We start from the raw sequence: 20,923 nt of genomic DNA, 5'->3' as shown, positions 1-20,923 counted from the left end.
AGGGCGGGACGACGGCGGTCCCCGCGAGGGACGCGGGCCGGGTCAGGGCCTGGCTGCCACGTCCGGGCGACCATGGAGGTCCGGGAGCCGCTCCGGAGGTCCGTGTCGCCGTTTTCGGGTGTCGGTGTCGTCCTTTCCGACACCCCCTAATCTGCCGGAGCTGTGTTAAGCCTGTGCTGCGGGCGCGTGACACGCACGTACCACTTACCGGAAGGCCGTACGACCTTTTCCGCGGCGGGAGTTGCGCCCCGGAGCAGCGGCTAGCGCTGCCCCTTGGCGAGGTAGGCCAGCAGGTCCTGACGGCTCACCACGCCGGTCGGCTTCCCCTCCACCAGCACGATGGCCGCGTCCGCCCCGCCCAGCACCGCCATCAGGTCCTCGACCGGCTCGCCCGAGCCGACGTGCGGCAGCGGCGGGCTCATGTGCTTCTCCAGCGGGTCGCTCAGCGCGGCGCGCTGCGCGAACAGCGCGTCCAGCAGTTCGCGTTCCACCACCGAGCCGATGACCTCGGCGGCCATCACATCCGGGTGGCCGGCGCCCGGCTTGACGATGGGCATCTGGGAGACGCCGTACTCCCGCAGCACCTCGATCGCCTGACCGACCGTCTCGTCCGGGTGCATGTGGACGAGCGAGGGCAGCCCGCCCTCCTTGCCCTGGAGCACATCGCCGACGCGCACCGCCGGGCCCTCCTCCTCCAGGAAGCCGTAGTCCGCCATCCACTCGTCGTTGAAGATCTTGGAGAGATAGCCGCGGCCGCTGTCGGGGAGCAGGACGACCACCACATCGTCGGGGCCGAGCTCCTGCGCGACCCGCAGCGCCGCGACCACGGCCATCCCGCACGACCCGCCGACCAGCAGCCCCTCCTCGCGGGCGAGCCGCCGGGTCATCTGGAAGGCGTCCTTGTCGGAGACCGCGACGATCCGGTCGGCGACGGTCCGGTCGTAGGCCGTCGGCCAGAAGTCCTCGCCGACGCCCTCGATCAGATACGGGCGGCCGCTGCCGCCGGAGTACACCGAGCCCTCGGGGTCGGCGCCGATGACCTGGACCCGGCCCTGGCTGGCCTCCTTGAGGTAGCGGCCGGTGCCGCTGATCGTGCCGCCGGTGCCGACGCCCGCCACGAAGTGGGTGATCTTCCCCTCCGTCTGCTCCCACAGCTCGGGGCCGGTGCTCTCGTAGTGCGAGCGCGGGTTGTCGGGGTTGCTGTACTGGTCGGGCTTCCAGGCGCCCGGGGTCTCGCGCACCAGGCGGTCCGAGACGTTGTAGTACGAGTCGGGGTGCTCGGGGTCCACGGCCGTCGGGCAGACCACGACCTCGGCGCCGTACGCCCGCAGCACATTGATCTTGTCGGTGGACACCTTGTCGGGGCAGACGAAGATGCACTTGTAGCCCTTGCGCTGGGCGACCATGGCCAGGCCCACGCCGGTGTTGCCGGAGGTCGGCTCGACGATCGTGCCGCCCGGCCGCAGCGCCCCGGAGCGCTCGGCGGCCTCGATCATCCGTACGGCGATGCGGTCCTTCACCGAACCGCCCGGGTTGAAGTACTCGACCTTGGCCAGAACGGTCGCCCGGATGCCCTCGGTGACGTTGTTGAGCTTTACCAGCGGGGTGTTGCCGACCAGCTCAATCATCGAATCGTAGTACTGCACACCTGCTCCAGGTCCGAAGTCAGCGGGATCTCCGCGGTCAGGGCGGCCGCCGTCGCGGGCCCGTGCTGCCCAGCTTATTGCGCGCCGTGCCCGCTCGGCCGGTGTGTGGCGCCCCGGCGCGAGCGCGGCAACAAGCCGGGCGTCGAGTGGTTAGCAAGTCGTACAAAAAAGGGTACAAAGGAGCAACAAGGCGTGTGGACGGAGGTGGCTCGGACCCATGTCTATGTCGAGAGCGAGGGTCGCGCGGCGGATCGCCGCCGCGGCGGCGTACGGAGGCGGCGGCATCGGGCTGCTGGGCGGCGTGGCCGCCGTTCTGTTGCTCACCGAGGTCTCCCACGCCAAGCGGGTGGTGGGCGGGTCCGAGGACCCGCCTCCGCGCGCCGACGGCCTCTACGGTTTCGACTTCGTCCTGCGCACCGGCCGGCCGCCGCTGCGGCTGGCCTTCCTCGGCGACTCCACCGCCGCCGGGCAGGGCGTGCACCGGCCCAGCCAGACCCCGGGCGCGCTGCTCGCCTCCGGGCTCGCGGCGGTCGCAGAGCGCCCCGTCGACCTGCGCAACGTGGCCCAGCCCGGCGCCCAGTCCAATGACCTGGAGCGCCAGGTGACGCTGGTGCTCCAGGACCCGGCGGCCCGCCCCGACATCTGCGTGATCATGATCGGCGCCAATGACGTCACCCACCGCATGCCGCCCGCCCAGTCCGTACGGCTGCTGTCGGAGGCGGTGCGCAGGCTGCGCGACGGCGGCTGCGAGGTGGTGGTGGGCACCTGCCCCGATCTCGGCACCATCGAGCCCGTCTACCAGCCGCTGCGCTGGATCGCCCGCCGCCTCAGCCGCCAGCTGGCCGCCGCGCAGACCATCGGGGTGGTCGAGCAGGGCGGGCGTACGGTCTCGCTGGGCGATCTGCTCGGGCCGGAGTTCGCGGCCAATCCGCGGGAGCTGTTCGGGCCTGACAACTACCACCCCTCGGCGGAGGGGTACGCCACGGCCGCGATGGCCGTGCTGCCGACGCTGTGCGGGGCGCTGGGCCTGTGGCCCGAGGAGCCCGAGGAGACCCGTGACGTGGGCATCCTGCCGGTGGCCAAGGCCGCGGCCGAGGCGGCGGCCGAGGGCGGCACCGAGGTCACCGCGGCCCGCGGCCCCTGGGCCCGGCTGCTGCGCCGCGACGGCCGCGCCTCGGGCGAGCGGGCGCCCGCGGCCCCGAGCACGGCCGAGGCGCCCTCCTCCACCGGCTCACCCCCGGCGGCCCGGTAAGCCGCGGGCCCGATATGCCGCGGGCCCGACAAGGCGCGGGCCCGACAAGGCGCGGGCCCGACAAGCGCTCAGGGGCCCGGGATCTCAAGGCGTCCGGGCCCCGAGAAGGCGCTGAGCATACGCTTGGAAAAAGAGGCCCGCATCACAGCCCTGATGCCGTGACCCCTGTGATACGTGCGGGTAACTTCCCTCAGAGTCCCGCCAGCCCTCGCGCCCCCTGGAGCCGTGATGCCCGAAGCCGTGATCGTCTCTGCAGCCCGCTCCCCCATCGGCCGGGCCTTCAAGGGCTCACTCAAGGACCTGCGGCCGGACGATCTGACCGCCGAGATCATTCAGGCAGCGCTCGCCAAGGTCCCCGAGCTGGACCCGCGCGACATCGACGACCTCATGCTCGGCTGCGGTCTGCCGGGCGGCGAGCAGGGGCACAACCTGGGCCGGATCGTGGCCGTGCAGATGGGCATGGACCACCTCCCCGGCTGCACCATCACCCGCTACTGCTCCTCCTCGCTCCAGACCTCCCGGATGGCGCTGCACGCGATCAAGGCGGGCGAGGGCGACGTCTTCGTCTCGGCGGGCGTCGAGATGGTCTCCCGCTCGGTGAAGGGCACCTCGGACGGGCTGCCGGACACCCACAACCCGCTCTTCGCGGACGCCGAGGCCCGCACCGCCGCGCGCGCCGAGCAGGAGGGCACCGACTGGCACGACCCGCGCGAGGACGGCCTCATCCCCGACGCGTACATCGCGATGGGCCAGACCGCCGAGAACCTGGCCCGGCTCAAGGGGATCACCCGCGAGGAGATGGACGAGTTCGGCGTACGGTCGCAGAACCTCGCCGAGGAGGCCATCAAGAACGGCTTCTGGGAGCGCGAGATCACCCCCGTGACCACCCCGGACGGCGCGGTCGTCAGCAAGGACGACGGGCCGCGCGCGGGGACCACGCTGGAGGGCGTGCGCGGCCTCAAGCCGGTCTTCCGCCCCGACGGTCTTGTCACCGCGGGCAACTGCTGCCCGCTCAACGACGGCGCCGCGGCGCTTGTGATCATGTCGGACACCAAGGCGCGCGAGCTGGGCGTGGCGCCGCTGGCGCGGATCGTGTCCACGGGCGTCTCGGCTCTCTCGCCGGAGATCATGGGCTACGGGCCCGTGGAGGCGTCCAAGCAGGCGCTCGCCCGCGCCGGGATGACGATCGGCGACATCGACCTGGTCGAGATCAACGAGGCCTTCGCCGCGCAGGTCATCCCGTCCTACCGCGATCTGGGCGTCGACCTGGACCGGCTCAATGTGAACGGCGGCGCGATCGCGGTCGGCCACCCCTTCGGGATGACGGGCGCCCGGATCACCGGCACGCTGATCAACTCGCTCCAGTTCCACGACAAGCAGTTCGGTCTTGAGACCATGTGCGTGGGCGGCGGCCAGGGCATGGCGATGGTGCTGGAGCGGCTGAGCTGAGCCGAGCTGAGCTGATCGCATGATCTCAACGTATGAGTCGTGACCGAATCTCCCCCAGGATGTGACCAATGTCCTGGGGGAGTGGTGTAAGCCCAGCTCAGCGGCGGTCTTCGGGGCACCCTCCGCACCTCACGAGCCCGATTTCCGTCCACTTGGTGATGTTATGCACTGACACGGGGCGGCACCACGGGCCAAGCTGAGGTAGGAATTCGGGGGATCCACAGCAACCGGGAGTTAAGTCAGTGAGCCCCATGACTCTTGCCGCCCTCCTGGCCGCGGCCACCGCCACGGCCGTGGGCGCCTCCGCCCTGCTCACCGCCCGCGGCGTCCGGCGGCAGATCGCCGAGCTGCGCGCCGAGCTCGCGGCGGCGGCCGCTCCCGCCGCCGGCCGGGACGGCGGGACGGGTCCGGAGTCGGCCGGCGAGCCGGGCGCCGTCGCGGTCCCCGCGCCGCGCACCGCCTCCCCCGCCGCCGAGATACGCGCCGCCGTCGCCGACGCGCTCGCCGAGGAGCGGGAGCGCGAGCTGGCCGAGGCGCGGGCGTTCTGGGCCGCTCAGGAGGCCCGGGACACCGCGGCGGCCGCCGACGCGCATCCGCTGCTCGGCAGGCTGGCCGGGCTCGGCGACGAGCCCCAGCCGGATCTCGTCCCGTATGTGCCCCGGCAGGCCGACCCGGGCGGCGTGGAGCCGCTGCTGGACCTGGACGCGCTCGGCCCCGACCCCGTGGACCCCGCCGGGGAGCCGGACCGGCAGCCGGAGACCGCGACGGAGGTCGGCACCGAGGTCGAGGTGGACCTCGGCCTGGACACCGAATACCTGGACACGGAGCGCCTGGACACGGAGCGCCTGGACACGGAGCGCCTGGACGCGGAGCGTCCGGCCGCGGAGCCGGCGGCCGAGGCCGTGGAGTCGGCCGAGCTGGCGGCCGCGCGCCGGCGCCACCCCTCGCATCCGGACTTCTCGCCACACCCCGCCGTCGCCGACCACGACCGGACCGTCGGCCAGCTCACCGCGCTGGCCGATGCCCGCACCCCGCTCGCCGATGTACGCCCCGGCCCGCTGGGCACCCTCGATGTGTACGTCTTCGCCGACGGCACCACGGTCTGCATGACCCCCGGCCACCGCGAGACGGCGGAGCGGCTGGCGGACGCGCTGCTCGAAGGCCCCACCCCGGTGCTGCTGGGCAGCTCCGGCGTGCTCGGCGCCTACGCGCTGACCTTCGGCTGCGGGGACGAGCAGGTGTACGTCCTCGCCGACCGCGTCATCGCCTCGCTGTAGCCCCGCCGGCCCGCCCCCGGCCCCGCCCAGCCGCCTCCAGAGCCCGGAGCCGCCCCAGGGCCCTGAGGCCGCCCCAGGGGGCCCTGGCGGCCTCGGGGGCGGCCCACAAACCCCTCACAAAGCCCTCACAGGCGGCTCAGGCCCGTCGCCGGCCGCCGGGAGACCGCGGCGGATACCGCTCACAGGCCGCACCGCTTGGCCGTGGCCTCCACGAGCGCCACCGCGGAGGCCAGCGCGTCCTCGGCCTGCCCGCCGTCTCCCCGGGCCCCGCCTCCCGCGCCGCCCTCCGGTGCCCGTTCCAGCGCATGTGCCAGATCATGTCCGGCCACCGCCACCTGGTCAGCGACCGCGAACATCCCCGCGTCCGGCATGATCCTCGGGCTGCTCCCGGGCTCCTCGATCCGCTGGGCCCGCACCGACAATTCCCTTGCCAGCGCCAGGGCTTCGGCCGCCGCGCCCCGGTCCAGAAGGGACTGCGGGAGGGCGCGCAGGCGGTCCGCGAGCCGGTCGACGACGGTCAGCAGAGGGGTCACATCATTCACATCGCGAGCCTATGCGCCACCCACAGACTGTTGCCAACGGCCGAACAGTCAGGCACGGTGAGCTGAAGGACCGCACCCGGGGCCATGAAGAACGGCCCGGAAAACGGACGCGTCGGAGGCGCCGATGTCCCAATCCTTCTCCGAAGAGACCCACCGGAACCTGCTCTCCCGGATCCCCCAATGCACCGGCCGTGAAGTCGCCGACTGGTTGCGCACCGTAGACGAAGGACCTGCCCTCTTCCGATTCGAGGAGAAGGTCAGCTGGCTGCGCGGCGAACACCAGCTCGCGTACGGCCATGCCAAGGCGATCATTCATGAGCACGATCTGAGGCGGGCCGCGCGCAAGCTGCTCTGACCTCCTCCCCCTCCCCGACACAGTGGAACAAGGCGAAGGGCCCGCGGAGCGAATGCTCCGCGGGCCCTTCGTGATCTCTTGCCGGGCCCGGTCCCCGGGGAGGAGATCCCCGAAGACCGGGTCCCGAAGATCTAGTCCCTGAAGATGGAGATCAGCCGGAGCAGCTCCAGGTAGATCCACACCAGGGACAGGGTCAGACCGAACGCAGCCAGCCAGGACTCCTCGCGCGGAGCGCCGTAGCGGACGCCGTCCTCGACCTGCTTGAAGTCCATCGCCAGGAACGCGGCGCCGAGCAGCACGCCGACGATGCCGAACACGATGCCCATGCCGCCGCTGCGGAAGCCCAGGCCGTCACCGCCGCCGAAGGCGGCGAACAGCAGGTTGACCGACATCAGCAGCAGGAAGCCGATGGCCGCGCCCAGCACAAAGCGCTGGAACCGCGCGTTCACCCGGATGAGCCGGGTCTTGTACGCGGCGAGCACACCGACGAAGACGGCCATCGTGCCGAGCACTGCCTGCATCGGGATGCCGGACCAGCGCTCGTTGTAGACCTGGCTGATGACGCCGAGGAAAAGGCCCTCGAAGAGGGCGTAGCTCATGATCAGCGCGGGCGAGGCCTTGCGCTTGAACGACTGGACGAGGCCGAGCACCATCGCCACGAGCGCGGCGCCGAAGCCGACGGCGACCGGCAGCTCCATGATCCAGGCGGCTGCCGCGGCGAGGATGACGGTGCCGAGCGTCATGCCGGTGCGCATGACGACGTCGTCCATCGTCATCCGGCCGGTCTGCAGCGGGCCCGCCGGCGGCGCGCCGTACATCTGCTGCAGCTGGTCAGGCGTCAGGTTCTGCTGGTCACCGACCGCGTAGGGGTTGGTCGGGGCTTGCGTCTGCGCGTACGGATTACCACCGGCGTACGGGTTGCCCTGGGCTGCGGCGGGGCCCCCGGCCTGCGGTGCCGCGCCGAAGCCCGCATAGCCGCCGTCGCGGCTGAACCCCCGTCGCGAGAAGACCGGGTTGCTGCTCCTCATCTCACTCCTCCATGGCCGCCCTGCGCGACCTTGACTACAGAGTAATAGGTAAGCAAAGAAAGCACCCTAGTGCCCAGGGAGGATATTTCCACGCGCGCGCGAGCGGCGCGAGGCCCATGCGGGCCCCGCGCGATAGACGTTGGGCGACCGGATGCGCACGCAGCGTGCGGCGACAAGGTCTGGGTGTGCCCGGAACCGGACTTGAACCGGTACGCCCGCGAGGGGCAGCGAGGTTTAAGCTCGCCGTGTCTGCATTCCACCATCCGGGCTCTGGCTCCCTGGGCCGTACGAGCGCGTACGTCCCTCCCCATAGGAGAGCAACCACGAGCCTATCCGGGGGCACGCCCCCGAACAGCGGATCGACGAACCGAGGTTGTCTTATTTTATTGGCAACTGAGGGCCCATCAGCATCGGGTCGGGGCAACCGCACACACCCGCGTCCATCGGACCTGCTCATATGCCGCACCACCCGCATGGCGGGGATTGACGCAATCTCGACGCCCCCGGACGGGGGGCCTCCTCCTCCCCAAGGAGGACCCGTGGGCGGGGGTATACGTCCCGAGTCCCGTACGGAAACCGGAGCGCGGACTGATACCGGCCCTCCCTGCGCCTGTGACGATGGGAGGAACGTCCTGAAGTCCCCGACCGCACGACAGGAGCCCCCACCGTGACCACGACCCCCTCCGGCGTCCAGACCGCCGCCGCCCGCGCGATCGCCGCGGCGCGCGCCACGGACCTCACCAAGGTCTACGGGCAGGGCGAGACCCAGGTCGTCGCCCTCGACGGCGTCTCCGTCGAGTTCCAGCAGGCCGAGTTCACCGCCATCATGGGTCCGTCGGGTTCGGGCAAGTCGACCCTCATGCACTGCATGGCGGGCCTGGACACCGTCTCCAGCGGCTCGGCCCGCATCGGCGACACCGAGCTGACCTCGCTGAAGGACAAGAAGCTCACCCAACTGCGCCGCGACAAGATCGGATTCATCTTCCAGGCGTTCAACCTGCTGCCCACGCTCAACGCGCTGGAGAACATCACGCTGCCGATGGACATCGCCGGCCGCAAGCCGGACAAGGCGTGGCTGGACCAGGTGGTGGAGACCGTGGGCCTGTCCGAACGGCTCAAGCACCGCCCCGCCCAGCTCTCCGGCGGTCAGCAGCAGCGCGTCGCGGTGGCCCGCGCCCTGGCCGCCAAGCCCGAAATCATCTTCGCCGACGAGCCGACCGGAAACCTGGACTCACGCGCCGGCGCCGAGGTCCTGGGCTTCCTGCGCAACTCGGTGCGCGAACTGGGCCAGACCGTCGTCATGGTCACCCATGACCCGGTCGCCGCCGCCTACGCCGATCGGGTGGTCTTCCTCGCCGACGGCCGGATCGTCGACGAGCTGCGCGACCCGACCGCCGAGGCGGTCCTGGACCGGATGAAGCGCTTCGACGCCAAGGGCCGTACGAGCTGAGCCGGGCGCCCGAACCGCGCCCGCACGCCTCCTGACGCCCCACAGCCGCCCCCTGACTTGGACTGACCATGCTCCGTACCGCCTTGCGCAACGTGCTCGCGCACAAGGCCCGGCTGATGATGACCGTGCTCGCCGTTCTGCTCGGCGTGGCCTTCGTCTCCGGCACCCTTGTGTTCACCGACACCATTTCCAGCGCCTACCAGAAGAGCTCCGAGAAGGGCTTCGCGGGCGTCGACGTCGCCATCAAGCCGGACAAGGCCGACGAGGACTCCGGAAACCCCGGCGCCGCGCCCCGGCTGACCGAGCGCCTGCTCGACCAGGCCCGCCAGGTGCCCGGCGCCGCCTCGGCCACCGGCGCCGTCTCCGGCTACACCGCCGTCGCCGACAAGCAGGGCGACCTGCTGGGCAACGGGTTCGCCAACACCGGCGGCAACTACTACCCGGGCAGCGGCGGCAAGGACCCCCGTTACACGCTGACCGACGGCCGCGCCCCCAAGTCCGCGGGCGAGGTCGCGCTCGACTCCAAGACCGCCGACCGCGGCCACTACAAGGTGGGCGACGCGGTCCGGCTGTCGGTGGACGGCCCGGTGCGCAAGGAGAAGGTCGTCGGCGTCTTCACCACCGACGACGGCAATGTCGCCGCGGGCGGCAGCCTGGTGCTGTTCGACACCCCCACCGCCCAGCGGCTGTTCGCCAAGCCGGGTGAGTTCGACGAGATCGACCTGAAGGCCGCCGCGGGCACCTCGCAGGCCACCCTGAAGTCGGGCGTCGACAAGATCCTGCCGAAGGAGGCCGAGGCCACCACCGGTCAGAAGCTCGCCGACGACCAGGCCGACCTGATCAAGCAGCAGATGAGCGGTATGCAGACCGGCATGCTGGTCTTCGCCGGGATCTCACTCTTCGTCGGCATCTTCATCATCGCCAACACCTTCACCATGCTGGTCGCCCAGCGCACCCGCGAACTGGCCCTGATGCGCGCGGTCGGCGCGTCCCGCCGCCAGGTGACCCGCTCGGTGCTGATCGAGGCCACCGCCGTGGGCGCGGTCGCGGCCGTCACCGGGCTGGTGGCCGGCATCGGCATCGGCGCCGGGCTGCGCTCCCTGCTCAACTCCACCGGGGCCACCGTCCCCGACGGCCCGCTGATCGTCTCCCCGACCGCCGTCGCGGTCTCGCTGGTGGTCGGCGTCGTCGTCACGGTGCTCGCCGCCTGGCTGCCGGGCCGCCGCGCCGCGAAGATCCCGCCGGTCGCCGCGATGAACAGCGTGCACGCCGCGCCGACCACCCGCGGCCTGGTGGTACGGAACACCATCGGCGCCGTCCTCGCCGGGGCCGGTGCGGCGGGCGTCCTGGCCGGAAGCGGCATGGGCAGCGACGGCAAGCTCCCCATGGGGCTTGGCGCGGCCGTCCTGGTGATCGGGGTGTTCGTGCTCACCCCGCTGCTGTCCCGGCCGCTCATCGCGGCCGCTGCTCCCGTCCTGCGCGCTTTCGGGGTCTCCGGCAAGCTCGCCCGGCAGAACGCGGTGCGCAATCCGCGCCGTACCGCCGCCACGGCCTCCGCGCTGATGGTGGGGCTGACGCTGATCACGGGCATGACCGTGATCGCGGGCAGTGTGCAGAAGGGCATCGACAACCTGGCCACCGGCGCCCTGAAGTCGGACTACGTCGTCAGCCTGGGCGGCTTCGACGGCGTCCGCCCGCTCTCGCCCGATGTGGAGCGGACCCTGGACAAGCTCGACCAGGTGACCGAGCTCAGCCCGCTGCGCAACTCCGCGTCCCGGATCAACGGCGACACCGAGTACCTGACGGGCGTCAACGGAAAGACCATCCAGAAGCTGGTCGGCGTCGACTTCAAGGAGGGCTCCTTCGCCGGGCTCGGCGGCGACAAGGTCGTGGTGGACCACAAGACCGCCGAGAGCAACGGCTGGAAGCGCGGCTCGACCTTCCCGGTCACCTACGAGGACGGCCGCAAGGGCCGGCTGTCGGTCGTGGGCGTCTACGAGGGCAACCAGATGATCCGCGGCATCATGCTGGACAACGCCACCCTCACCCCGCACATGCGCACCGTGACCGATATGCAGGTCATGCTGAAGACCAAGGACGGGGCCTCCGAGGCCACCAAGAACGCCATCGAGAAGGCGCTCGGCGACAACCCCGCGATCCAGGTCCAGGACAAGCAGGACATCTCCAACGGCATCGCGCAGTTCTTCACCCTGATGCTGAACATGCTCTACGGGCTGCTGGCCATGGCCGTCATCGTCGCGGTGCTCGGCGTCATCAACACCCTCGCGATGTCGGTGTTCGAGCGGTCCCAGGAGATCGGCATGTTGCGGGCCATCGGTCTCGACCGGCGCGGCATCAAGCGCATGGTGCGCCTGGAGTCGCTGGTGATCTCGCTCTTCGGCGGGGTGCTCGGCATCGGCCTCGGCGTCTTCTTCGGCTGGGCGGCCGGTGAGCTGATCTCCAGCGGGCTGCCCACCTACGAACTGGTCCTGCCGTGGGGGCGGATGTCCGTCTTCCTGGTGCTGGCCGGGTTCGTCGGCGTCCTGGCCGCGCTGTGGCCGGCCCGGCGGGCGGCGAAGCTCAACATGCTGGCGGCCATCAAGGCGGAGTAGCCGCCCGCGCCACCCCTCCCCCGAGCGCCGGACGGGCCACACCCGTCCGGCGCTCGGGCGTTTCAGGGCTTCTCAGGCGTTTCGGCCCGCCAGTCGCGGGCGCGCAGCGGCATGCCGGACGCCCCGCTCTCCGGCGTACGGACCGCCAGGACCTGGTTCACCCCGATCCGGTTGCGCTCGAAGGACAGCGCCGAGGCCGCCATGTACAGCCGCCACACCCGGGCCCGGCCCGGCGAGGTGAGCCGTACGGCCTGCTTCCAGTGGGCCTCCAGATTGGCGACCCAGCGGCGCAGCGTGAGGGCGTAGTGCTCGCGGATCGCCTCCACGTCGCGCACCTCGAAGCCGGCCTCCTCCAGTTGGGTGACGGTCCGCCCGACCGGGGCGAGCTCGCCGTCGGGGAAGACGTAGCGGTCGATGAACTCGTCGACGTGGTACGCCTCCTCGTCGGGCTCGGGGCGCCGCGCGATCTGGTGGTTCAGCAGCCGGCCGCCGGGTTTCAGCAGGGCGTGGAGGTGGGCCGCGTACTCGGCGTAGCGCGCGGAGCCGACGTGCTCGGCCATGCCGATCGAGGAGATCGCGTCGTAGGGGCCGTCCGTGATCTCGCGGTAGTCCTGGACCCGGATCTCGACCTGGTCGGTGAGCCCGGCGTCGGCGACGCGCTTACGGGCGTACGCGGCCTGCTCCTGCGAGAGGGTGATGCCGACGGCCCGCACGCCGTACTCGCGCGCCGCGTGCAGCACCATCGAGCCCCAGCCGCAGCCCACGTCCAGCAGCCGCTGGCCGGGCCGCAGCGCCAGCTTGCGGCAGACCAGGTCGAGCTTGGCGCGCTGGGCGTCCTCGAGCGTGGCGCCCTCGGCCTCGGTGCCCTCCCAGTAGGCGCACGAGTAGACCATGGAGGGGCCGAGCACCAGCTCGTAGAAGTCGTTGCCGACGTCGTAGTGGTGGCTGATGGCCTCCTTGTCGCGGCGCAGCGTGTGCAGCGGTCCGCGCCGCGCCCGGCGCGCCTCCTCGCGGGGCGGGGGCGGCGGCAGCCCGGGCCCGGCGAGGCCGGCCAGGGTGCGGGCGGCGGAGCGCAGCGCGGGGTCGCGCAGCGCCTTGAGGGCGGCGGCGGCCTTCGACCGCCGCTGAGCCGCGGGGCCGCGCTCCCACACCAGTCCGGCCATCAGGTCCAGGGCCCCGTACAGATCGCCCTCGACGTCGAGGTCGCCGGCCACCCAGGCGCGGGCCAGGCCCAGCTCGCCCGGTTTCCACAGCAGCCTGCGCAGCGCCCTGCGGCGCCGTACGACCAGGACGGGGGTGTGCGGAGGGCCCGCCTCGCTGTGGTCCCAGGCGCGGATCCGGATGGGGAGCGGGGCTCCCAGCACCTCCTCGGCCAGTGCGGCGAGCCGCTGGGCGGCGTCGGGCATATCAGACACCTCCGTGATGGTGAGTCAGGAAGATTCACTCACCACGTAAACACCACGAGGCCCGCCGTACAGTCCCGCCGACACGTTTGGAATCGGCAAAACCATCCGCTCGCGCGCATGAGGGCCGCCCGGGACGGGAATGCGGGAAACGCCGAAGGGCGTCCGCCCCACGGATGGCGGACGCCCTTCGGCGTTGGATATGGGTGGCCCTGGCGAGTGAGCCGAAGGGGCGCGACCCTGTCGAAAGGGAGAACGCGCGCAGGCCCCGAGGAACGAGGGGCCGAGCACGATCGACCGTCGACAGGGGCTGAGGCGCCCCGGCGGGGGCACCTCCCAGCGGTAGCTGGGGGAGAACCGAGCCTTAAAAAGGCAGCAGCGTCAGGACGCCTTGGCCTTCTCTGCCGTGGCCTCGGCCTTCTTCGCCGCAGCCGCGGAGACCGGGGCGGCCGCCTCGTAGAACTCCTCGCGGGGGTTCTCCATGGCGCCGAGGGAGACGACCTCGCGCTTGAGGAACATGCCCAGCGTCCAGTCGGCGAAGACCCGGATCTTGCGGTTGAAGGTCGGCATGGCCATGCCGTGGTAGCCACGGTGCATGTACCAGGCGAGCCGGCCCTTGAGCTTGATCTTCGTCTTGCCGAAGACGATCATCGCGACGCCCTTGTGCAGACCGAGCCCCGCGACCGCACCCTTGTTGGCGTGCTTGTACTCGCGCTGCGGGAAGCCCCGCATGCCCGAGATCACGTTGTCGCCGAGCACCTTGGCCTGGCGCAGCGCGTGCTGGGCGTTCGGCGGGCACCAGGCGCCCTCGCCCACGGCGAGGTCCGGCACCTGGGCGTTGTCGCCCGCGGCCCAGATGTACTCGGTGCCCCGCACCTGCAGCGTCGGCGCGGTGTCCACGTGGCCCCGGGGGCCGAGCGGCAGACCGTAGCGGGCGAGCGCCGGGTTCGGCTTGACGCCGGCGGTCCACACGATGGTGTTGGAGTCGACCTCGAGGCCGTTCTTGAGCACGACGTGCCCGTCGACGCAGGAGTCCATCGAGGTGCTGAGGTAGACCTCGACACCGCGCTTCTGCAGGTGCTCCAGACCCCACTGGCCGAGCTTCGGGCCGACCTCGGGGAGGATCTTGTCGGCGGCGTCGACGAGGATGAAGCGCATGTCCTCGCGCTTCACGTTCGGGTAGTACTTGGAGGCGTCGCGCGCCATGTCCTCGACCTCGCCGATGGTCTCCGCACCCGCGAAGCCACCGCCGACGAAGACGAAGGTCAGCGCCTTGCGGCGGATCTCCTCATCGGTCGTGGAGTCGGCCTTGTCGAGCTGCTCGAGGACGTGGTTGCGCAGGCCGATGGCCTCCTCGATGCCCTTCATGCCGATGCCGTTCTCGGCGAGGCCGGGGATCGGGAAGGTGCGGGAGACCGCGCCCAGAGCGACGACCAGGTAGTCGAAGGGCAGCTCGTACGCCTCGCCGACGAGCGGCTGGACGGTGGCGACCTTGCGGTCCTGGTCGATGGTCGTCACACGGCCGGTGAGGACCTCCGCCTTGGGGAGCACGCGCCGCAGCGGGACCACGACGTGGCGCGGGGAGATGCTGCCGGCCGCAGCTTCTGGGAGGAAGGGCTGGTACGTCATGTACGAGCGGGGGTCGACGACCGTGACGGTCGCCTCGCCGTACCGCATCTTCTTCAGGATGCGGCGTGCCGCGTACAGGCCTACGTACCCACCGCCTACAACGAGGATCCTGGGACGCTCCGTGGTGCTCATGTTTCGAGTATCCAGCACCCTCAGGGGGGTGCCTCGTGAGCCCCTTCACAAGCATGGTGAGGGGGTCTGCTACACTCCGCCGCCCCCGTGACACATCCCATACCCGGCACGGGGAACCACCTGCCCGCCTCGCGCGTTGACAGCCCCGCTGATCTGCGCTTGCGGTTGAACGCGGAAGTAGACCACCGGGGCTCGGGGCATCGCGGTCCCGCGCCGGAAACGGGCGCCGAGGGGGCCGCCGGGCGAGTGCGCCCCGCGAAAGCGCCCGCGTACGGGGCTCAGGGGTCACACCCTCCGGTCACCAGGCCATTTTTTCATGTGAAGCTTTTCACGAACTTTTTGCCGCGGCGGTCTCCACGGGCCCCTCACGCGGGGTCCACACCCCCCTCCGGCAGCCTTCCGCGCCCCTTCAGGCGACGCTCCAGGCGATGCCGTCGAGGATGTCGTGCTCGCTCACCACGACCTCCCGGGCCCCGCACCGCTCCATGATCGTCAGCAGTACGAGCGCACCCGAGGAGATCACATCCACCCGGCCCTCGTGCATCACGGGGATCGCCGCCCGCTCGGCGTGTGTGGAGCCGATCAGCTTGTCCGTGATCGCGCGGACCTGGTCGAGGGAGACGCGCGAGTGGTGGATGGCGGCGGAGTCGTACTCCGGCAGCTCCAGTGCGATACCGGCGACGGTGGTGACCGAGCCCGCGAGCCCGACCAGACTACCCGCCTCGCGGATCGGCACCGTCTCCTCGACGAGGTCGAGCGCCCGCTCGATATCGGCCCGTATGGCGGCGACCTGATGGGCCGTCGGCGGATCGGTGATCCGTCCGTCCACGACCAGATGGCGCTCCGTCATCCGCACACAGCCGATGTCCACGCTGCGCGCGGCCCGCACATGGTCGTCGCCGACCACGAACTCGGTCGAGCCGCCGCCGATGTCCACCACCAGATACGGCCGGGCGAACCCCTCACGGTCCGTCAGCTCCTTGGTGGCACCCGTGAAGGAGAACTCCGCCTCCTGGTCGCCGCTGATCACCTCGGGCTCCACGCCCAGGATCTCCACGACGCCGCGCACGAACTCCCCGCGGTTCTCCGCGTCGCGCGAGGCGGAGGTGGCGACGAAGCGGACCCGCTCCACGCCGAGCCCGCCGATCACCTCCGCGTACTCACGGCAGGCCGCGAAGGTGCGCTCCAGGGCCTCGGGGGCCAGCCGCCCGGTGCGGTCCACGCCCTGGCCGAGCCGGACGATCCGCATCCGGCGGTCGAGCTCGGTGATCCGGCCGGTGGCCGGGTCGGCGTCGGCCACCAGCAGCCGGATGGAGTTGGTGCCGCAGTCCACGGCCGCGACGCGGGTCATGCCCTCTCCCCCGCGCTCTCCCCCGCGTCCCGCGTCCCCTTCCCGGCGCACGGTGCCACGCACGGCCCCTTCGCCCACCACGTGGGCAACATGGCGATGGCCTCGTCCCCGAGCGGGTTGACGCCCGGCCCCGCGGCGAGGGAGTGGGCGACCAGGACATGCAGACACTTGACCCGGTCCGGCATGCCGCCCGCGCTCGGGAAGCCCTCCAGCACCTCGATCGCGTCCCGGCGCGCGAGATAGTCCTCATGGGCCGCCCGGTAGGCGTCGGCCAGTTCGGGGTCGGTGGCCAGCCGGGCCGTCATCTCCTTCATCACGCCCTCGGCCTCCAGCGTGCCGATCGCGGAGGCGGCGCGCGGACAGGTCAGGTAGTAGAGCGTCGGGAAGGGCGAGCCGTCCTCGAGCCGGGGCGCGGTCTCGACGACGTCCGGATTGCCGCAGGGGCAGCGGTGCGCGACGGCGCGCAGCCCGCGCGGAAGGCGGTTCAGCTGCTCCTTGACGGCGGCGATGTCCGCGTCGTCGGGCGCGGTGGGCTCCGTCTGCGGAGGGGGCGTGTCCATGGGTCGGAAGTTCTCTTCGATCGGTTCGGGGCCGGTCGCCTCCGGCGGCCGGTTCTTCGGTCAGCGCTTCGCGCCGTCAGCCCTGCCGGTGCCGGCGGCGCTGTCCGCACGATCCACGCTTCCCCACATATTGCTGTACCAGGAGCGGCCGGCCGCGCCCTGGTCGGAGGAGCGCTCGGTCTCACCGCCGCCGTCGACCACGCTGTAGCCGGTCTCCCCCGGCCGCGTGAAGTGCAGCCGCTCGCGGGCCTGCTGCTCGATGTACGCGGGGTCCTTGAGCCTGGCCTTCTGCTCGCGCAGCCGCTTGACGTCCTCGCGCTCCTTCTGGGCCTGGCGCCGCTGGTCGGAGATGTCCGAGCGCTGCGAGATGTACTGCCGCATCGGATACGCGAGGGCCACCACGAGCGAGCACACGACCAGCGCGAGCAGCGCGGCCCGGCCGGTGAGCCGGCTGCGGCGGCGCCGGATGCGGGCGCGGTAGACGCGGGCGGCGGCGTGCTCGCCGAGCGCCCTGAGCCTGGTCGCGGTGGAGAACCGATCCCGATCCGCCGGCACGTCGCCTCCCCGGTCGTGACTTCGCTGCGTACGCCGTCCCCGGCCACGGTACGGGACCATGGCCGGGGACGTGCGTCAGGCTCGGCGGGGCTCAGCCCTTGAGGACCGCGCCCTTGAAGCGCGGGAAGGCGGAGCGGCCCGCGTACACCGCCGCGTCGTCGAGGATCTCCTCGATGCGCAGCAGCTGGTTGTACTTGGCCACGCGCTCGGAGCGGGCGGGGGCACCGGTCTTGATCTGGCCGCAGTTGGTGGCGACGGCCAGGTCGGCGATGGTGACGTCCTCGGTCTCGCCGGAGCGGTGCGACATCATGCACTTGAAGCCGTTGCGCTGGGCGAGCTCGACGGCGTCCAGGGTCTCGGTCAGCGAGCCGATCTGGTTGACCTTGACCAGCAGCGCGTTCGCGGTGCCGCTCTCGATGCCGCGGGCCAGCCGCTCCGGGTTGGTGACGAACAGGTCGTCGCCGACCAGCTGGACCCTGTCACCGAGCTGATCGGTGATCGTCTTCCAGCCGTCCCAGTCCTCCTCGTTCAGCGGGTCCTCGATGGAGACCAGCGGGTACGCGTCGACCAGCTCGGCGTAGTACGCGGTCATCTCGGCGGCGCTGCGCGACTGGCCCTCGAAGGTGTAGGAGCCGTCCTTGTAGAACTCGGAGGCGGCGACGTCGAGCGCCAGCGCGATGTCCTGGCCCGGCTGGTAGCCGGCCTTCTTGATCGCCTCGACGATCAGGTCCAGGGCGTCGCGGTTGGAGTTCAGGTTCGGGGCGAAGCCGCCCTCGTCACCGAGGCCGGTGGACAGGCCCCGCTCCTTCAGCACGGACTTCAGGGTGTGGTAGACCTCGGTGCCCCAGCGCAGCGCCTCGGAGAAGGACTCGGCGCCGATCGGCGCGATCATGAACTCCTGGATGTCCACGTTGGAGTCGGCGTGCGAGCCGCCGTTGAGGATGTTCATCATCGGGACCGGCAGCAGGTGGGCGTTGGGGCCGCCCAGGTACCGGAAGAGCGGGAGGTCGGAGGCCTCGGAGGCGGCGTGCGCGACCGCGAGCGAGACGCCGAGGATGGCGTTGGCGCCGAGCGAGGACTTGTCCGGGGTGGCGTCCAGGTCGAACATCGCCTGGTCGATCAGGCGCTGCTCGGTGGCGTCGTAGCCGACGAGCTCCGGACCGATCTGCTCGATGACGGCCAGGACGGCCTTCTCGACACCCTTGCCGCCGTAACGGCTCTTGTCGCCGTCGCGGAGCTCAAGGGCCTCGAAGGCACCGGTGGAGGCCCCGGAGGGCACGGCGGCACGGCCGGTGCTGCCGTCGTCGAGGCCGACCTCGACCTCGACCGTGGGGTTGCCTCGCGAGTCGAGGATCTCGCGAGCTACGACGACGTCGATGGACGGCACGAGGATCTCCTTCGTATGGGTCTGTCTCTGCAGCACGAGCCTAACGGGCCCGGAGGGCCCACCCGACGAAGCCCCGGCGGGGCGCGCCTCGCGTGGGGGGCGGGGCGCCCTGCCGGGGCAGTCTTGGGGGGTGTCGGTGCCGAGGGTGCCGGGGTGGGGGGAAGGCCCGGCTGCCGGGGTGGGGGGAGGCCCGGCGGGGCGGGTCAGGACAGGTGGAGCTGCTGGCCCGGGTAGATGAGGTTGGCGTCCTCGACGATGTCCTTGTTCAGCTCGAAGAGCTTCTTCCAGCCGCCCTTGACGTGGCGCGCCTCGGCGATCTTGGAGAGGGTGTCGCCGGCCTTGACCTTGTACTCGCCGTCGCCCTTCTTGATCGCGTGGCGGGCCTGCCCGCGCCCGGCGTGCTCGCCCTCGGTGCGGGGCTGCGCCTTCGGCTTCGCGGGCTGCGCGGGCTCGGCCTTCTGAGCCGGCTGGGCGGCCGGCTTCGAGGGCTGGGTGGTGGACGTGGCGGGGGCCGGGGAGCCGGTGGTGGTCAGCCCCTTGCCGCACACCGGCCAGGCGCCCTTGCCCTGCCCGGCCAGGACCTTCTCGGCTATCTGGATCTGCTGGTCCTTGGTGGCCAGGTCGGCGCGGGCCGCGAAGGCCGTGCCGCCGTACGCGGCCCAGGTGGAGTTGGTGAACTGCAGGCCGCCGTAGAAGCCGTTGCCGGTGTTGATCGACCAGTTGCCGCCGGACTCGCACTGGGCGACCGCGTCCCACTGGGCGGTGGTCGCGGCCGAGGCGGAAGTGGCCCCCAGGAGCGGTGCGGCGACGGCCGCACCGGCGACGCCGGCGAGCGCGGCGATGCGGGTGACCTTGGAGGGACGGCGGTGCTTACCCTTGTCGTTACGCATGTTCGTTCCTCACCGACGCCTACGAGGTGAGCTGTCGGGTTCGGGCTGTGAGTTGCCCGGCCGGGTGCGGCTGACCGCACCCTGGCTTCACCCCGAGCCGAACGCGCCCGTCTCCGGGCCGCTACGGCGCCTACCTTGGTTCCCCCGCTCCTGCCTTCGGCGCAAACGCGTCTGGTTCCCCCCGACCGCCGGCAGGACTCGGCGTGACGATCGACGGTGCCCGCGGTGGCGAGCGGAAAGACGTTAAACACACCTTCCGACGAGGTTCAAACACCGACATCCCAGCGAATGAGGCCGTATCCACACCCAGCCGTCCCACATCTACGCAGGTGAGGCCGGGTACGGAAAGATCGGACAGCCGACGCACGCCGGGCGATGTGACGAGATGTATGTCTCACCGCCGCCAGATCGGGCATTTCACCCCGAACTGCCGCTACCTCGCACTGAGATCGAGACGCTGACCAGGGTGAATGAGGTCCGGGTCGGCTCCGATGAGGGTTTCATTGGCCTCATAGAGCTCGGGCCACCCTCCGTCCACCTTCTCGTCGTCCGCGATGTCTGACAGGTTGTCACCGTCGCGCACGGTGTAGTCCGCGCGCCCGAGGGGCTGGAGGGGCGTCTCGGCGCGCTCCGCGCCGTCGCGCGAGGCGTGGCGCCCCGAGGACCGGGTGTCGTCGTCCGCCGCGCCCGCGGAGTCCTGCTCGCGGGCGTCGGGCGTACCGCGGTGACGGCCACTGGGGGCGCCGGAGGAGTCGTCCTCGCCCTTGGCGTCGCGGCCGGAGTGCGCGCCGTCCTCGTCCGGGGCGGAGCCGCCCTTCTCGCGGGACGCGTCGGATTCGCCGGACGTGCCGCCGGGCGTCGCGGAGGGATCCGGCTTACCGGCCTTGTCGGACGTACCGGATTCTCCGGAACTGTCGGAAACACCAGAACTGTCCGTCCGATCGCCCCGGCTGGAGTTGTCGGACGATTCAGCCGCGTCGGAGTCGTCGATGCCCGTGGGCTCCTCCGACCCCTTGGCCTCCGGCGCGTCCTTTCCGCCGGGGTTCAGCTCCAGCGCGTCGCCGAGCCTCGCGAGCCCGGCGTCCAGCGCACAGCTCGGCCAGGCGTCCGGGCCGCGGTCGGCGAGGATCGTCCGGGCGATGGCTATCTGCTGGGAGCGGCTGGCGAGGTCGGGGCGCGGGGCGTACTGCTGGCCGCCGTACTTCCGCCACATGTCCAACGTGATCTGCAGACCGCCGTAGAAGCCATTGCCTCCGTTGGCACTCCACATCCCGCCGCTCTCGCATTCGGCGACGCGGTCCCAGGCCTGGGTGGCATCCGCGGCCTGGGCGCCGGCGGCGCCGAAGAGCGGCATGGCGATGCTCGCTCCCGTCACCCCCGCTGCGACCACGATTGCCGGAGCCTG

At 71.4% G+C, this 20,923-nt stretch carries 17 protein-coding genes, 1 tRNA gene and 1 riboswitch; of the genes, 6 read left to right on the top strand and 12 right to left on the bottom strand.

The window, feature by feature from the left end:
- Positions 1–260: 260 nt before the first annotated feature.
- Positions 261–1,646, bottom strand: a complete 1,386-nt coding sequence (locus tag ACFZDL_RS34420; protein WP_353594376.1) for a cystathionine beta-synthase — start codon at positions 1,644–1,646, stop codon at positions 261–263.
- A gap of 217 nt (positions 1,647–1,863) precedes the next feature.
- Between ACFZDL_RS34420 and ACFZDL_RS34415 the strand changes: the two genes are divergently transcribed.
- The 3 genes from ACFZDL_RS34415 to ACFZDL_RS34405 all read left to right on the top strand — a co-directional run bounded on the left by ACFZDL_RS34415 (position 1,864) and on the right by ACFZDL_RS34405 (position 5,624).
- Positions 1,864–2,898 carry an SGNH/GDSL hydrolase family protein gene (locus ACFZDL_RS34415; protein ID WP_353594377.1) on the top strand — a complete coding sequence of 345 codons (1,035 nt, stop codon included), beginning with the start codon at positions 1,864–1,866 and terminating at the stop codon, positions 2,896–2,898.
- A gap of 228 nt (positions 2,899–3,126) precedes the next feature.
- Complete coding sequence (locus ACFZDL_RS34410) at positions 3,127–4,347, top strand: acetyl-CoA C-acetyltransferase (protein WP_353594379.1); 1,221 nt, start codon at positions 3,127–3,129, stop codon at positions 4,345–4,347.
- Positions 4,348–4,598: 251 nt separating this feature from the next.
- A complete protein-coding gene (locus ACFZDL_RS34405; RefSeq protein ID WP_353594381.1) occupies positions 4,599–5,624 on the top strand; it encodes a hypothetical protein in 1,026 nt (341 codons plus the stop codon).
- Positions 5,625–5,803: 179 nt separating this feature from the next.
- On the opposite strand, the gene ACFZDL_RS34400 is transcribed toward ACFZDL_RS34405, so the two are convergent.
- Positions 5,804–6,166 (bottom strand): hypothetical protein, encoded by a 363-nt coding sequence (locus ACFZDL_RS34400; protein WP_391193279.1) that lies wholly within the window; start codon positions 6,164–6,166, stop codon positions 5,804–5,806.
- A 124-nt stretch (positions 6,167–6,290) separates the two neighbouring features.
- On the opposite strand from ACFZDL_RS34400, the gene ACFZDL_RS34395 reads away from it, so the two are divergent.
- Positions 6,291–6,521, top strand: a complete 231-nt coding sequence (locus ACFZDL_RS34395; RefSeq protein WP_353594382.1) for a DUF4287 domain-containing protein — start codon at positions 6,291–6,293, stop codon at positions 6,519–6,521.
- 131 nt (positions 6,522–6,652) lie between these two features.
- Here the strand turns inward: ACFZDL_RS34395 and ACFZDL_RS34390 are convergent, their stop codons facing one another.
- Both ACFZDL_RS34390 and ACFZDL_RS34385 read right to left on the bottom strand, forming a co-directional pair.
- Positions 6,653–7,549 (bottom strand): Bax inhibitor-1/YccA family protein, encoded by an 897-nt coding sequence (locus ACFZDL_RS34390; protein WP_353594383.1) that lies wholly within the window; start codon positions 7,547–7,549, stop codon positions 6,653–6,655.
- Between the two features lie 186 nt (positions 7,550–7,735).
- Positions 7,736–7,818: transfer RNA gene (locus tag ACFZDL_RS34385), tRNA-Leu, on the bottom strand.
- 398 nt (positions 7,819–8,216) lie between these two features.
- On the opposite strand from ACFZDL_RS34385, the gene ACFZDL_RS34380 reads away from it, so the two are divergent.
- Entirely contained in the window at positions 8,217–8,999 is a 783-nt protein-coding gene (locus ACFZDL_RS34380) for an ABC transporter ATP-binding protein (protein ID WP_353594384.1), read from the top strand.
- A 68-nt stretch (positions 9,000–9,067) separates the two neighbouring features.
- Positions 9,068–11,611 (top strand): ABC transporter permease, encoded by a 2,544-nt coding sequence (locus ACFZDL_RS34375; RefSeq protein WP_353594385.1) that lies wholly within the window; start codon positions 9,068–9,070, stop codon positions 11,609–11,611.
- Positions 11,612–11,673: 62 nt separating this feature from the next.
- Here the strand turns inward: ACFZDL_RS34375 and ACFZDL_RS34370 are convergent, their stop codons facing one another.
- From ACFZDL_RS34370 to ACFZDL_RS34335, 8 genes are all read right to left on the bottom strand, one after another.
- Positions 11,674–13,017: a cyclopropane-fatty-acyl-phospholipid synthase family protein gene (locus ACFZDL_RS34370; protein WP_353594427.1), complete on the bottom strand. Its 1,344-nt coding sequence runs from the start codon at positions 13,015–13,017 to the stop codon at positions 11,674–11,676.
- 378 nt (positions 13,018–13,395) lie between these two features.
- Positions 13,396–14,775, bottom strand: coding sequence for an NAD(P)/FAD-dependent oxidoreductase (locus ACFZDL_RS34365; protein ID WP_353594386.1), 1,380 nt, complete (start codon positions 14,773–14,775; stop codon positions 13,396–13,398).
- A gap of 409 nt (positions 14,776–15,184) precedes the next feature.
- Positions 15,185–16,126 (bottom strand): Ppx/GppA phosphatase family protein, encoded by a 942-nt coding sequence (locus tag ACFZDL_RS34360; protein ID WP_353594387.1) that lies wholly within the window; start codon positions 16,124–16,126, stop codon positions 15,185–15,187.
- On the bottom strand, positions 16,123–16,686 hold the full coding sequence (locus ACFZDL_RS34355; RefSeq protein WP_353594388.1) for a DUF501 domain-containing protein: 564 nt from the start codon (positions 16,684–16,686) through the stop codon (positions 16,123–16,125). Before ACFZDL_RS34355 ends, ACFZDL_RS34360 begins: the two co-directional genes overlap by 4 nt.
- A gap of 60 nt (positions 16,687–16,746) precedes the next feature.
- Positions 16,747–17,241, bottom strand: coding sequence for a septum formation initiator family protein (locus ACFZDL_RS34350; protein WP_353594389.1), 495 nt, complete (start codon positions 17,239–17,241; stop codon positions 16,747–16,749).
- 91 nt (positions 17,242–17,332) lie between these two features.
- The gene (eno, locus tag ACFZDL_RS34345; RefSeq protein WP_353594390.1) at positions 17,333–18,628 is read right to left on the bottom strand and encodes a phosphopyruvate hydratase; all 1,296 of its coding nucleotides are present in this window, start codon (positions 18,626–18,628) and stop codon (positions 17,333–17,335) included.
- A 203-nt stretch (positions 18,629–18,831) separates the two neighbouring features.
- The gene (locus ACFZDL_RS34340) at positions 18,832–19,518 is read right to left on the bottom strand and encodes a transglycosylase family protein (RefSeq protein ID WP_353594391.1); all 687 of its coding nucleotides are present in this window, start codon (positions 19,516–19,518) and stop codon (positions 18,832–18,834) included.
- A 1-nt stretch (position 19,519) separates the two neighbouring features.
- Positions 19,520–19,690, bottom strand: a riboswitch (cyclic di-AMP (ydaO/yuaA leader).
- A 261-nt stretch (positions 19,691–19,951) separates the two neighbouring features.
- Positions 19,952–20,893, bottom strand: coding sequence for a transglycosylase family protein (locus ACFZDL_RS34335; protein WP_391193275.1), 942 nt, complete (start codon positions 20,891–20,893; stop codon positions 19,952–19,954).
- Between the last annotated feature and the right edge of the window lie 30 nt (positions 20,894–20,923).

It is taken from the genome of Streptomyces sp. NPDC007917 (assembly GCF_042959105.1).
Taxonomy (GTDB): domain Bacteria; phylum Actinomycetota; class Actinomycetes; order Streptomycetales; family Streptomycetaceae; genus Streptomyces.
The sequence above is the reverse complement of the archived record's forward strand: the minus strand, read 5'-3'. Positions and strand labels throughout refer to the sequence as shown.

What these genes read in the sequence shown, in the direction of transcription:
- ACFZDL_RS34395 (WP_353594382.1), top strand. Translation starts at nt 6,291, where the DNA reads ATGTCCCAATCCTTCTCCGAAGAGACCCACCGGAACCTGCTCTCCCGG.
- ACFZDL_RS34375 (WP_353594385.1), top strand. Translation starts at nt 9,068, where the DNA reads ATGCTCCGTACCGCCTTGCGCAACGTGCTCGCGCACAAGGCCCGGCTG.
- ACFZDL_RS34365 (WP_353594386.1), bottom strand. Translation starts at nt 14,775, where the DNA reads ATGAGCACCACGGAGCGTCCCAGGATCCTCGTTGTAGGCGGTGGGTAC.
- ACFZDL_RS34410 (WP_353594379.1), top strand. Translation starts at nt 3,127, where the DNA reads ATGCCCGAAGCCGTGATCGTCTCTGCAGCCCGCTCCCCCATCGGCCGG.
- ACFZDL_RS34370 (WP_353594427.1), bottom strand. Translation starts at nt 13,017, where the DNA reads ATGCCCGACGCCGCCCAGCGGCTCGCCGCACTGGCCGAGGAGGTGCTG.
- ACFZDL_RS34360 (WP_353594387.1), bottom strand. Translation starts at nt 16,126, where the DNA reads ATGACCCGCGTCGCGGCCGTGGACTGCGGCACCAACTCCATCCGGCTG.
- ACFZDL_RS34355 (WP_353594388.1), bottom strand. Translation starts at nt 16,686, where the DNA reads ATGGACACGCCCCCTCCGCAGACGGAGCCCACCGCGCCCGACGACGCG.
- ACFZDL_RS34390 (WP_353594383.1), bottom strand. Translation starts at nt 7,549, where the DNA reads ATGAGGAGCAGCAACCCGGTCTTCTCGCGACGGGGGTTCAGCCGCGAC.
- ACFZDL_RS34415 (WP_353594377.1), top strand. Translation starts at nt 1,864, where the DNA reads ATGTCTATGTCGAGAGCGAGGGTCGCGCGGCGGATCGCCGCCGCGGCG.
- ACFZDL_RS34340 (WP_353594391.1), bottom strand. Translation starts at nt 19,518, where the DNA reads ATGCGTAACGACAAGGGTAAGCACCGCCGTCCCTCCAAGGTCACCCGC.
- ACFZDL_RS34405 (WP_353594381.1), top strand. Translation starts at nt 4,599, where the DNA reads ATGACTCTTGCCGCCCTCCTGGCCGCGGCCACCGCCACGGCCGTGGGC.